The organism is Ochrobactrum sp. 19YEA23 (genome assembly GCF_029909865.1).
GTDB classification, from domain to species: domain Bacteria; phylum Pseudomonadota; class Alphaproteobacteria; order Rhizobiales; family Rhizobiaceae; genus Brucella; species Brucella gambitense.
Window position 1 is genome coordinate 883,675 of sequence record NZ_JASAMQ010000001.1, and the last position, 12,459, is coordinate 896,133.

Sequence of the window (12,459 nt, forward strand, 5' to 3'; positions counted from 1 at the left end):
CAAGCCTTGAATTCCCGCGACACAGAAATCGGAGCCTTCGGAGGATTGGGCATGTTTCGCGGAGAATGAGGCAGGCCGAACGAACGGGAAAGCGCCAATATAGGAACGAGAGTTCGTTGAACGAAAGGAAACTGACATGACGATTGCACTCATCACGGGCGGTAGCCGAGGGCTTGGCCGCAACGCAGCACTTCATCTGGCCAAGCAGGGCGTTGGCATCGTTCTGACCTATCAGAGCAATGCGAAAGCAGCAGAAGAGACAGTTTCCGAAATCGCAGCCGAGGGCGGCACCGCCATTGCCTTGCCGCTGGATACCGCGAAGGTTGCTAGTTTTGCGGGTTTTGCCGAAAAGCTGCAGCAGGCGCTTCAGGACAAGTGGCAACGGACGCGCTTCGATTATCTGGTGAACAATGCTGGCTATGGCGTTCACAAGCCATTTGCTGAAACCACGGAAGAAGATTTCGACGGTCTGGTCAATGTGCATCTGAAAGGCGTTTTCTTCCTGACGCAGACCTTGCTGCCGCTGATCGAGGATGGCGGCAAGATCCTCAACGTATCGACCGGTCTTGCCCGCTTTGCGCTGCCGGGCTATTCGGCCTATGCGACCATGAAGGGTGGCATCGAGGTTCTGACGCGCTATCTGGCCCGCGAGCTTGGCCCGCGCGGCATTGCGGTGAACGCGATTGCGCCCGGCGCCATCGAAACGGATTTCGGCGGTGGCTTGGTACGCGACATGCCGGAAGTCAACAAGATGATCGCGAGCACAACGGCTATGGGTCGCGTCGGTCGTCCGGACGATATTGGCGGCGCCGTGGCCGCCATCTTGTCGGGCGGTACGGGCTGGATCACCGGCCAGCGCATCGAAGTGTCTGGCGGTCAGAACATCTAACGATCTGACACTACAGTCGCATTCTTCGTGATGCCGGTCTGCAACGAGCAATTTCCTGTGCTCCGGTGCTCACGTACTTTTAAGTACGCTCCGCTCCGGTGCTCGAAAATCACTCGTTTCGCCGCGGCCTGACGAATTTGCAACCGTAGTGCTAAGCTAGTTTTATCGAAATGCGGCTGGTGTCATGCACCAGCCGCCTGAAGGCTTCCAGAAAAGGCTTGCCTCCGAGCGTGCGCAATTCGCTCAGCGCTTCCGTGTTTTTGAACACAAGCTCGCATTCGCCGGGCCAGCCCGGCCCCTGCCACTGCACGGCATCCCAGAAAGAATCGAGCGTATAGCCGAAGGATTGCGCATCCTGCGCTGGCACCACGGCAAGGTAGCGTCGCCAGAGTTCGTCCGGCGTTGTCACACCTGCACAGTCGATTTCGTAAACGGGCACCATTAACCGAGCAGGATCAAAAGCCCGTCCACAAGCCCCAGCAGAAGAATAAGCGCGCCCATCGCGATTGCCGTGATGATGAGCATGCGCTTCTGCCGGTTACGCTTGTCGGGTTGCTTTCCTGTCCAGTCGTATGAAGATCCAGGCATAAGTGTCTCCAGGTCAGCCTATGTCTTCGATAAGCTTCCAGCGATACTTATAAACGCCTTCGGTGCGATTTATCAAATGCGTGGGCTTCGCGGCTAAACGGCGGTCTATCAGACCGCCGTGCCGCCCACGGTTACCTGATCCATCCGCAGATGCGGCTGGCCAACGCCAACCGGAACCCACTGGCCGCCCTTGCCGCAATTGCCGCTGCCGGTATCGAGCTTCATGTCGTTGCCAATCATGGAAATGCGCTGCATGGCATCCGGGCCGTTGCCGATCAGCATGGCGCCCTTGATTGGCGCGGCGACCTTGCCGTCCTCGATCATATAGGCTTCCGTGCAGCCGAACACGAACTTGCCGGAGGTGATGTCCACCTGTCCGCCGCCGAACGAAACGGCATAGATGCCCTTCTTCATGGAGGCGATGATCTCTTCCGGCGTCTTGTCGCCCGAGAGCATATAGGTGTTGGTCATGCGCGGCATCGGCGCATGGGCATAGGATTCACGGCGTCCGTTGCCGGTTGCCTCCATGCCCATCAGGCGCGCATTCTGGCGGTCTTGCATGTAGTTGACCAGCTTGCCGTCGTCGATCAGCACCGTGCGATTGGTCGGCGTGCCTTCATCGTCGATGGTCAGCGAGCCGCGACGCTCGGCAATCGTGCCGTCATCGACGACCGTGACACCCTTGGACGCCACCTGCTCGCCGAGCAGCCCGGCAAAGGCCGAGGTCTTCTTGCGGTTGAAATCGCCTTCGAGGCCATGGCCGACCGCTTCATGCAGCATGACGCCCGGCCAGCCATTGGCGAGAACAATGTCGAATGTACCTGCCGGGGCAGGGATCGCTTCCAGATTAACCAGCGCTTGCCGCAGAGCTTCGTCGGCTGCGTGCTGCCAGCTTTCAACGGTGATGAATTCGCCAAAACCCTTGCGCCCGCCCAGCGTATGCGAGCCGGATTCCTGTCGGTCGCCGCTGCCTGCCACGACCGACACGGTGAGCCGCACCATAGGACGGATATCGCGCACGAAATGGCCGTCAGCGCGAAGGATTTCAACCTGCTGCCATGAACCGGCGAGCGAGACGGACACCTGACGGACCTTCGGGTCCTTGGCGCGAAGATAGCCATCGATCTGCTGCAAAAGCTGCACTTTCGCATCGAAGGTTGGCGAGCCGATCGGGTTTTCGTCGGTATAGAGATGGCGATTGGTGCCAGCCGGTGCTGCGGCGTAGGAACCACCATAGCCCTTGATGGTCGCGGAAACCGCATCTGAGGCGCGCTTCAGCGCGGCCATCGAAAGATCGCCCGCATGGGCGTAGCCGATGGCTTCTCCCGCAACCGAGCGCAGGCCGAAACCCTGATCCTGATTGAAGGAACCGGTCTTGAGGCGGCCATTGTCGAAAACGAGCGCTTCAGCTTCGCGATATTCGATGAAGAGTTCGCCGTCGTCGCTGCCCTTGAGGCTCGCGGCAACGAGGCGTTCGATATCGTCACGTCCGGTATCGAAACTGTCGATCAGGCTTTTCATAAAACAAATCCCGCAGCATGTGTCTGCTGCAGGATGTAAGCCTTAAAACGGTTGAGAACAACCACGCGATGAAGAACTGTTAAGATTCTGGTGATGGCGAGGCGAAAACCGTAGGCCGCGAGAACCGGAGCGGAGTGTACTTTCACGCACAGCCCCGAAAAGTTGCAGACTTTTCGGAGAAGGCTATGCGGAATGAGAAGCTACATGAGCACCGGCAGCGCAGCGGGATGCGGTTTGCAGCCCGCCAGCGCCGGAATATCGATAGTTCTTAGGGGAGGGCGTCGAAGCCTTCACCGAACCCTTTCAGATCCACGGGAATGCCGACGCCTTCTTCCGGCGTCTGGAAGACGATGAAGGTTGCGGCCTTGCCGGAACGCAGCGTCTTCAGAAGTTCGTCTTCGAGAATGACTTCCGCATAGCAGCCGTCTTCGAAGCAGCGCACGAAATAGGCGCGGCCGATATCCTTGCCGTCAACATTCAGGCCAAGACCGTTCGGCAACAGAACGCCGAGCGGGGCCAGCACGCGAAGAATGCGCGCTTTGTTATCGGCGGTTTTCAGAACCACGACCGAAAGGCCGAGTTCCGGGCGCTTGGCGGCAACCACGTTCTGGATCAGCGCGCATTGCTCGGTCTTGGCGCCGGCAGGCGTATCGCAGAGCACAGCCCATGCACCGTGCTGCGACTTCAGCTTACCGCTTTGCTGCGGGTTGGTCGGGGCGGCCTGCGACTGCGCAGCCGGAGCCTGATCCGGTGTCTGCAACGGCGCGGGCGTGTCCTGCGCGGCAGACGGCAAGGTCGCGGCGGCAAGCGACAGGCTGACACCAGTGGCAAGGGCCATCAGGCGCTGAAGAATCGGGCGGTTGGCAAGCATGCGGACAGTCATGAAATCTCCAGATCGAATCCCTGATCGAATCAGTGGGACGTTAACGCGCAGCATCAGCCATGAAAAGCAATCAGAGACGCGATTATCAGTCATCGTCAATTAAAGCCGTCATCGCAACGGTGATATCGCCTGTTGGATCGATTGTCACGTAGCACGTGCGGCAAAACCTCTTTTCAAATCATGGCTTCATTATGAGATTTGTAGGTTTTTCCCAAGTTTTTGCCGGTTTACGGATGCGCTGTCATAAGGTTAGGAATCCGGGCGGAATTGGGAGCGGTTCTGTCTGCGGGCAAAAGCTGCGCGCAAAAATGCCGCACAGGAACATATTCGCCTTCCTTGCGGTGTGCGTTAAGGTGTGATTTGAACGCCGACGGGGGATGCGGCCGTCATTTGCGTCCGGCGTCCAGCCTGAAAGGGCGAAAAGGGAGAGAGTTCTGGTGGATAAGATTGTTGCCACAACGAAGGGTGCCGTCGTTGGTGCTCTTGCAGTGCTGTGGATGACCGGTGCCGCTTTGGCGGATCAGCCGCGTCCATGGGAATGGAGATTTCAGGACGCTGCAACGGGTATTGCCGAGCAGATTCATTGGTTTGAGCGCTATACGCTCTGGTTCATTATTCCGGTTACGTTGCTGGTTCTGGCGTTGCTGGTGATCGTTGTGCTTCGCTTCCGGGCGAGCGTCAATCCAGAACCGTCGAAGACCAGCCACAATACGATGATCGAAGTGATCTGGACCGTCGGTCCCGTGATCATTCTTTTGTTCCTGGCTGTGCCGTCGTTCCAGCTTTTGACCGCGCAATATTCGCCGGAAGACCCGTCCCTGACGATCAAGGCGACCGGCTACCAGTGGTACTGGGGTTATGAATATCAGGTCGACAATCCGGTCAGCTTCGATGCCCTTCTTTTGAAGGATGGCGATCGCGCCGCTGCGGGCAAAGAGGATAAGTCCCGCTATCCGCGCCTTCTGGCCGTCGACAATGAAGTGGTCGTTCCGGTCGGTGAAAGCGTTCGCCTTCTGGTGACTGCCGCCGACGTGATCCATTCCTGGACCATCCCTGCCTTCGGCGTAAAGATGGACGCCGTTCCGGGCCGCATCAACGAAATCTGGTTCAAGGCTGAAAAAGAAGGCCTCTATTACGGTCAGTGTTCCGAGCTTTGCGGCAAGGATCACGGGTTCATGCCAATCGCCGTGCGTGTTGTCTCGAAAGACCAGTATCAGACCTGGCTCGCTGCTGCGGGATCGGATCTGAACGGTGCGAACAAGGCGCTGCAAGCTGCCGTCGAAGGTAGCGAAAACAATAAAGTGGCTGCGGCGGGTCTCTGATCCCGAACGCCAAACTGTTGAAAAACGGGAGCGAATTCCATGGCTGGCACAGCAGCTCACGAGCATGGTGCCCACGACGACCACAAGCCGCACGGCTGGGTTCGTTGGGTATACTCGACCAATCATAAAGACATCGGTACCCTGTACCTGATCTTCGCAATCATTGCCGGTATCATCGGCGGCGCACTGTCTATCGCGATGCGCGCCGAGCTTCAGGAACCGGGCATTCAGATTTTCCATGGCCTTGCGTCCATGGTTTACGGTGTTGAGGGCGATGCCGCGCTTGATGCCGGCAAGCAGATGTTCAACGTGTTCACCTCGGCGCACGCGCTGGTCATGATCTTCTTCATGGTTATGCCTGCGCTGATCGGTGGTTTCGCCAACTGGATGGTGCCGCTGATGATCGGCGCGCCGGACATGGCGTTCCCGCGCATGAACAACATTTCGTTCTGGCTTCTGCCGCCTGCGCTGACGCTGCTTCTGATCTCGCTGTTCATGCCTTCGGCACCTGGCGGCTGGGGTCCTGGTGGCGGCTGGACGCTGTATCCGCCGCTTTCGACGAGCGGTCAGCCTGGCCCGGCAATCGATTTCGCCATTCTGGCGCTGCACATTTCGGGTGCGTCGTCGATCCTCGGTGCGATCAACTTCATCACCACGATCCTGAACATGCGCGCTCCGGGCATGACGCTGCACAAGATGCCGCTTTTCGCCTGGGCTGTTCTGGTGACGGCGTTCCTGCTTCTGCTTTCGCTGCCGGTTCTGGCTGGCGGCATCACCATGCTGCTGACCGACCGTAACTTCGGCACGACCTTCTTCGCGCCGGATGGCGGTGGTGACCCGATCCTCTACCAGCATCTGTTCTGGTTCTTCGGTCACCCGGAAGTGTACATCCTGATTCTGCCGGGCTTCGGTATCGTCAGCCACATCGTGTCGACCTTCTCGCGCAAGCCGATCTTCGGTTATCTCGGCATGGCATACGCCATGGTCGCGATCGGTGTCGTCGGCTTCGTGGTCTGGGCGCACCATATGTACACGGTCGGCCTGTCGCTCGACACGCAGCGCTATTTCGTGTTCGCCACGATGGTCATCGCGGTTCCCACAGGTATCAAGATCTTCTCATGGATCGCGACTATGTGGGGCGGTTCAATCACCTTCCGCGCACCGATGCTGTGGGCAATCGGCTTCATCTTCCTGTTCACTGTCGGTGGCGTGACGGGCGTTCAGCTCGCCAATGCCGGTCTCGACCGTGCGCTGCACGACACCTACTACGTTGTGGCGCACTTCCACTACGTTCTGTCGCTCGGCGCTGTCTTCGCGATCTTTGCGGGCTGGTACTACTGGTTCCCGAAGATGAGCGGCTACATGTATAATGAGTTCACCGCGAAGCTGCATTTCTGGGTCACCTTCATCGGCGTGAACCTGATTTTCTTCCCGCAGCATTTCCTCGGTCTCGCTGGCATGCCGCGCCGCTACATCGACTATCCGGATGCCTATGCAGGCTGGAACATGGTGTCGTCCTACGGCTCCTATATTTCGGGCTTCGCCGTGCTGATCTTCCTCTACAATGTCTTCGAGGCATTCGCGAAGAAGCGTGAAGCGGGTGCAAACCCATGGGGCGAAGGCGCAACCACGCTGGAATGGCAGCTTCCTTCTCCGCCGCCGTACCACCAGTGGGAACAGCTGCCGCGCATCAAGTAATCGTGCGAAGGGCGGGGTCTGCAAAAGACTTCGCCCTTTCCAACAAATTGTGCTAAAGGCGGGCGACATTCTGTTCCGCCCATCGCGTTATGACCGTACTGGCAGGTTTATCCTGCCGACAATTGCACGGCATTTCCGGCAGGAACGGATGTTCTCCGGGAGGGACAAGTTGTGTTGGTTGTCGAACTGCATCGAACAAGATGCGGTGGTCGGACCGGTGAATTTGAGGTTATTGAAGTCTAATGTCGCTGGTGGAAAAAAACGTAAGCGTTTCAGGCCCGAATGACGCAGTCGCGTTCTCGGAGGCAACGGCGCGGGACTATCTGGTTCTGCTGAAGCCGCGCGTGATGTCCCTTGTGGTGTTCACGGGGCTGGTCGGGCTTGTCCTTGCTCCGGGCACGATGAACCCTGTTCTGGCTGCCATCAGCATTCTGTGCATCGCAGTTGGCGCTGGTGCGTCCGGTGCGCTGAACATGTGGTACGATGCCGATATCGACGCGGTGATGAAGCGTACCCGTAACCGCCCGATCCCTGCTGGCTTGATTGCGCCCAATCAGGTTCTGGCTTTCGGCCTGACGCTGTCGGTCTTCTCGGTGCTGACGCTCGGCCTGATGGTCAACTGGCTGTCGGCAGCGCTTCTGGCCTTCACCATCTTCTTCTATGCCGTCATCTACACGATGTGGCTCAAGCGCTCGACGCCGCAGAATATCGTCATTGGCGGTGCTGCGGGCGCATTCCCGCCGATGATCGGCTGGGCTGCGGCAACCGGCGAGATCACCTGGGACAGCGTCGTGCTGTTCATGATCATTTTCCTCTGGACGCCGCCGCATTTCTGGGCGCTGTCACTGTTCTCGACCAATGATTACGAAGCCGCCCGTATTCCGATGATGCCGAATGTGAAGGGCGAGCTTTCGACGCGCCGTCAGGCGATGTTCTATACGCTGCTCATGGCACCGGTGGGCGTATTGCCATGGGTGATGGGTTTTGCAGGCCCGGTCTACGGCGCTGTATCGGTGCTGCTGGGTGGAGCCTTTGTTTATTATGCCTGGCGCATGTGGATGGCCGCATCGCAGCCCGCCATGCTGGTTGCCGCGCGCAAGCTGTTCCGCTTTTCGCTGGTGTACCTGTCGGGCCTGTTCGCGGTTATGCTGTTTGAGGCACTGACGTTCAAGGCGCTTCACGCCTTTGGAGTGTTGTAATGGATAAGACGGTAGAAAAGCCGGTACATGAGAAGCTGGAACTGGTCGTACCGACCGAGCAGCAGAAGAAAGCCCAGCGCAACCGGTCCTGGGGACTGGCAATTGCCTTGGCGCTGTTCGTGCTGCTCGTCTATGTCGGCACGATAGCGAAACTGGGTGCCAATGTTCTGGTACGGCCGCTCTGACGAACAGTTGGGGTTAGGCTGTTTCGGGAGGGAAACTGGGAGGAGACCATGGCAGATCAGCAGGATAAAGACGAAAAGCTCAAGCGGCAGCAACGATCCAACCGGACCATTGCCATTGCCTGCGTGTCTTTCTTCGTCTGCATGATCGGCGCAGCCTATGCGTCTGTTCCGCTTTACACGCTTTTCTGTCAGGTCACGGGCTATGGCGGCACGACGCAGCGTGTCGAACAGTATTCCGATACGATCCTCGACAGGACGATCAAGGTGCGTTTCGACGCCAATACGGCCAATGGCCTGCCTTGGGATTTCAAGCCCGTGCAACGCGAAGTGACGGTGCGTATCGGCGAAACCGCCATGATCAAATATGAAGGGCGCAACCTGTTTGATCAGACGACGTTTGGCCGGGCGAGCTTCAATGTTTCGCCGGGCCGCGCAGGCGCCTATTTCAACAAGGTTCAGTGCTTCTGCTTCACGGATACCACGCTGAAGCCGGGCGAAGACATGGAAATGCCGGTGGTTTTCTTCGTCGATCCGGAGATCGTCAACGATCCTGATCTGAAGGATGTGAAGACCATCACGCTTTCATACACCTTTTTCCCGATCGAAAAGCCGAAGCCGGTTGCTGACGCAAAGCCGGCGACAAAGACCGAAGCAGCCACGAGCAGCGGGGGATAAAGGGACGCGAGTTTCGATGCGGCACATAATGCCGCAAAGACAAATGCGACGACTGGTTTTATTGTCGGATTCGGACCGTCGGTAAAACCGCTTGATTATTGACGGTATGCGGCATCTGGTCAGGGAGCCATCTGACGCAAAACATGGTCGCGCTTGCGTGTGTCCCTTCGTGGATTTCAGCAGGCAGGCTCGAGAGAGGAGCCCCTCAGGGGACTACGGGGAGAGACATGGCGGACGTACACGAGAAGAACCACGATTATCACATTATAGCGCCCAGCCCTTGGCCGTTCCTGAGCTCGATGGGCGCTTTTGTGCTCGCAATCGGCGGCATTGCCTGGATGCGTTATCTCAATGCGAGTGAGCTGCCGTTCTTCGGGCACAACCTCGTAACGCCGTGGCTTTTCTTCATCGGCCTCGCAATCGTGCTGTATTGCATGTTCGGCTGGTGGTCGGACACGATCAAGGAAGCGCATGAGGGTCATCATACCCGTGTGGTGTCGCTGCATCTGCGCTATGGCATGATCATGTTCATCGCCTCGGAAGTCATGTTCTTCGTGGCATGGTTCTGGGCGTTTTTCGATGCAAGCCTTTTCCCGAACGAAGTGCATCAGGTAGCACGCGCCACGTTTACGGGCGGCGTCTGGCCTCCGAAGGGTATCGAGGTTCTCGATCCGCTTCACCTGCCGCTCTACAACACCGTGATCCTGCTTCTGTCGGGCACGACTCTGACCTGGTCGCACCATGCGCTGCTGCATAACGACCGCAAGGGCATGATCACTGGCCTCGCTATCACCGTGGTGCTCGGCATTCTGTTCTCGTTCGTGCAGGCCTATGAATACATGCACGCTCCGTTCGCGTTCAAGGACTCGATCTACGGCGCGACCTTCTTCATGGCCACCGGCTTCCACGGCTTCCACGTGATCATCGGTACGATCTTCCTGGCGGTCTGCCTGTTCCGCGCAATCGGTGGCGATTTCACGCCGAAGCAGCATTTCGGTTTCGAAGCTGCTGCCTGGTACTGGCACTTCGTTGACGTCGTCTGGCTGTTCCTCTTCTTCGCCATCTATGTATGGGGTGGCTGGGGCGCGCCGATGCACGGCGGCTAATTGGCTGTAATCTGAATTTCGAGGCGGCCCTGGCAACATGGCCGCCTTTTGCTTGTCTGGAGCATTATTGAGATCAAGGAGCGCGCTATGCCTGATGCCAATCTCTATCCGCCGGTTGATCCGATCAAGAGCGGTATTGCCGGGCGCTGCCCGCGCTGCGGCGAGGGCAAGCTGTTCAACGGTTTTTTGACGGTTGCGCCACGCTGCACTTCCTGCGGGCTTGATTATTCCTTCGCGGATTCCGGCGATGGTCCGGCGGCCTTCGTGATCCTCATCATCGGCTTCATTGTCGTCGGGCTGGCGCTTTGGATGGAAGTCAATGTCGGCCCGCCGCTGTGGGTGCATTTCATCCTGTGGGTGCCGCTGGCGATCATCCTCAGCCTCGTCGCCATGCGATGGATGAAGGGCATTCTCATCAATATGCAATATCGCAACAAGGCTGCCCCCGGCACGATACAAACAAGTGCCGACAGCCAGCCGGATACGAAAGAATGACCGAGCGCCAGTTTTCCCGCCGTTTTCCCTGGGGCGTTGTCATCGCATCCGGCATCGCGCTGATCATTCTGCTCGTGCTCGGCACCTGGCAGGTGGAACGGCTGTTCTGGAAGGAAGCGCTGATCGCTTCCACCAATGAGCGCATCAAGGAACCGTCCTTGTCGCTGGCGGACATGGAAAAGCTCTATAAGGAAAAGGGCACGGTCGAATATCTGCCGGTGACGGTGTCGGGCACCTTCATGCATCAGGGCGAACGGCACTTCCTGTCCACCTATGAAGGTGCTGCGGGCTATAATGTCTATACGCCGCTGATGCTGGAAGATGGCCGCTTCGTGCTGGTCAATCGCGGCTTCGTTCCCTATGAAAAGAAGGATCCGGCCACCCGTGCCGACGGGCAGCTGGACGGGCCGGTCAGCATAACCGGGCTGGCGCGCGATCCGCTATCCGCAAAGCCGGGCTTCTTCCTGCCGAATAACGATATCGCCAAGAATATCTTCTTCTGGAAAGATTGGGCGGCGATGGCCGAAAGCGCCGATCTGCCGGATATCAATCAGGTCGTGCCGTTCTTTATCGATGCAGATAACAAGCCCAATCCGGGTGGTCTGCCTATCGGCGGTGTGACGATCATCGAATTTCCCAACAACCATCTGCAATATGCCGTGACGTGGTATGGCCTTGCTCTGGCGCTGATTGGGGTTGTCGGAACATGGCTATGGCGCTATCGAAAACAGCCAAGGGGTTGACTTTGGCCGCGTTGCGGCCCAACTCCGTGGCTACAAACCTGAAGTATTTTAGTCACGCCGAACCTGCGAGCTCTTCATGACCGATCAGCGCCCCCCACTGGAAATTCGCCTTTGCGGTCCGCGCGGCTTTTGTGCCGGTGTCGACCGGGCGATCCAGATCGTCGTGCTGGCGCTGAAAAAATATGGTGCGCCGGTCTATGTCCGTCATGAGATCGTGCATAACCGCTATGTGGTCGAAGGGCTGCAATCGCGCGGCGCAATCTTTGTCGAGGAACTTGATGAAATCCCGACGGAGCATCGCGATCAGCCGGTGGTTTTCTCCGCCCATGGTGTGCCGAAATCCGTGCCTGCCGATGCTGAATCCAAGAACCTCTTCTATCTCGATGCGACCTGCCCGCTGGTTTCCAAGGTGCACAAACAGGCCATGCGCCATCAGCGGCTTGGACGCCATGTGATTTTGATCGGTCATTCCGGCCATCCGGAAGTCATTGGCACGATGGGCCAGCTGCCGGAAGGCGCGGTCACGCTGATCGAGACCGTCGAGGATGCCCGCAGCTGCCATTTTGCCGATCAGGATAATCTGGGCTTCGTCACGCAGACAACGCTCTCGGTGGATGATACGGCAGGCATTATCGAGGAATTGCAGGCGCGCTTTCCCAATCTTTCGGCACCAGCGGCGGAATCGATCTGCTATGCCACCACCAACCGTCAGGATGCGGTGCGCGCGGCAGCGCCCGGCTGCGACCTGTTCCTGATCGTCGGTGCGCCGAATTCGTCCAATTCGAAACGTCTGGTTGAAGTGGCGGAGAAGGCCGGCGCACGCATGTCCATGCTGGTGCAGCGCGCCGCCGATATAGAATGGGACGAGATCGGCGATATTTCCGTTGTCGGTCTTTCGGCAGGCGCTTCCGCACCGGAAATCATCGTCGACGAAATTATCGCATCGTTCCGCGACCGCTTCGATGTGCGCATCGAACTGGCGGAAACGGCAGTGGAAACCGAGAACTTCCTTGTGAATCGTGAAATTCGCGATGTGGAACTGACGGTGCAGGATATGGCATTCGTCAATGGCGAGAACAGGGTTGCCGGTATTCCGAAGCTGGCACCCCAGATCATGCCTGAGATAATGCCCAAGGTCATATAGGGGAAATAAAC

General features: G+C 58.1%; 14 protein-coding genes. 10 read left to right on the top strand and 4 right to left on the bottom strand.

Going from position 1 to position 12,459, the window contains the following annotated elements; all coding sequences use genetic code 11:
- Positions 1 to 136: 136 nt before the first annotated feature.
- On the top strand, positions 137 to 889 hold the full coding sequence (locus QBD01_RS04035; protein ID WP_151590384.1) for an SDR family NAD(P)-dependent oxidoreductase: 753 nt from the start codon (positions 137 to 139) through the stop codon (positions 887 to 889).
- 151 nt (positions 890 to 1,040) lie between these two features.
- Here the strand turns inward: QBD01_RS04035 and QBD01_RS04040 are convergent, their stop codons facing one another.
- The 4 genes from QBD01_RS04040 to QBD01_RS04055 all read right to left on the bottom strand — a co-directional run bounded on the left by QBD01_RS04040 (position 1,041) and on the right by QBD01_RS04055 (position 3,881).
- Complete coding sequence (locus QBD01_RS04040; RefSeq protein ID WP_280991694.1) at positions 1,041 to 1,331, bottom strand: hypothetical protein; 291 nt, start codon at positions 1,329 to 1,331, stop codon at positions 1,041 to 1,043.
- A complete protein-coding gene (locus QBD01_RS04045) occupies positions 1,331 to 1,477 on the bottom strand; it encodes a hypothetical protein (protein ID WP_182522620.1) in 147 nt (48 codons plus the stop codon). The genes QBD01_RS04040 and QBD01_RS04045 overlap by 1 nt, the downstream gene beginning before the upstream one ends.
- 108 nt (positions 1,478 to 1,585) lie before the next feature.
- On the bottom strand, positions 1,586 to 2,998 hold the full coding sequence (tldD, locus tag QBD01_RS04050; RefSeq protein ID WP_280991695.1) for a metalloprotease TldD: 1,413 nt from the start codon (positions 2,996 to 2,998) through the stop codon (positions 1,586 to 1,588).
- A gap of 268 nt (positions 2,999 to 3,266) precedes the next feature.
- Positions 3,267 to 3,881, bottom strand: a complete 615-nt coding sequence (locus QBD01_RS04055) for an invasion associated locus B family protein (protein WP_182522622.1) — start codon at positions 3,879 to 3,881, stop codon at positions 3,267 to 3,269.
- A 497-nt stretch (positions 3,882 to 4,378) separates the two neighbouring features.
- On the opposite strand from QBD01_RS04055, the gene coxB reads away from it, so the two are divergent.
- From coxB to ispH, 9 genes are all read left to right on the top strand, one after another.
- Positions 4,379 to 5,203 (top strand): cytochrome c oxidase subunit II, encoded by an 825-nt coding sequence (gene coxB / locus QBD01_RS04060; protein WP_280992105.1) that lies wholly within the window; start codon positions 4,379 to 4,381, stop codon positions 5,201 to 5,203.
- A gap of 39 nt (positions 5,204 to 5,242) precedes the next feature.
- Positions 5,243 to 6,901: a cytochrome c oxidase subunit I gene (ctaD, locus tag QBD01_RS04065; RefSeq protein ID WP_078338071.1), complete on the top strand. Its 1,659-nt coding sequence runs from the start codon at positions 5,243 to 5,245 to the stop codon at positions 6,899 to 6,901.
- Positions 6,902 to 7,143: 242 nt separating this feature from the next.
- On the top strand, positions 7,144 to 8,100 hold the full coding sequence (locus QBD01_RS04070; protein WP_280991696.1) for a heme o synthase: 957 nt from the start codon (positions 7,144 to 7,146) through the stop codon (positions 8,098 to 8,100).
- Entirely contained in the window at positions 8,100 to 8,285 is a 186-nt protein-coding gene (locus QBD01_RS04075) for a hypothetical protein (protein WP_138786568.1), read from the top strand. The genes QBD01_RS04070 and QBD01_RS04075 overlap by 1 nt, the downstream gene beginning before the upstream one ends.
- A gap of 48 nt (positions 8,286 to 8,333) precedes the next feature.
- Positions 8,334 to 8,960, top strand: a complete 627-nt coding sequence (locus QBD01_RS04080; RefSeq protein WP_078338074.1) for a cytochrome c oxidase assembly protein — start codon at positions 8,334 to 8,336, stop codon at positions 8,958 to 8,960.
- 227 nt (positions 8,961 to 9,187) lie between these two features.
- Positions 9,188 to 10,066 carry a cytochrome c oxidase subunit 3 gene (locus tag QBD01_RS04085; RefSeq protein WP_280991697.1) on the top strand — a complete coding sequence of 293 codons (879 nt, stop codon included), beginning with the start codon at positions 9,188 to 9,190 and terminating at the stop codon, positions 10,064 to 10,066.
- Between the two features lie 87 nt (positions 10,067 to 10,153).
- Entirely contained in the window at positions 10,154 to 10,561 is a 408-nt protein-coding gene (locus tag QBD01_RS04090) for a DUF983 domain-containing protein (protein WP_280991698.1), read from the top strand.
- The gene (locus tag QBD01_RS04095) at positions 10,558 to 11,304 is read left to right on the top strand and encodes an SURF1 family protein (RefSeq protein WP_280991699.1); all 747 of its coding nucleotides are present in this window, start codon (positions 10,558 to 10,560) and stop codon (positions 11,302 to 11,304) included. The genes QBD01_RS04090 and QBD01_RS04095 overlap by 4 nt, the downstream gene beginning before the upstream one ends.
- Positions 11,305 to 11,380: 76 nt before the next feature.
- Complete coding sequence (gene ispH, locus QBD01_RS04100) at positions 11,381 to 12,448, top strand: 4-hydroxy-3-methylbut-2-enyl diphosphate reductase (RefSeq protein WP_280991700.1); 1,068 nt, start codon at positions 11,381 to 11,383, stop codon at positions 12,446 to 12,448.
- The last annotated feature ends 11 nt before the right edge of the window (positions 12,449 to 12,459 follow it).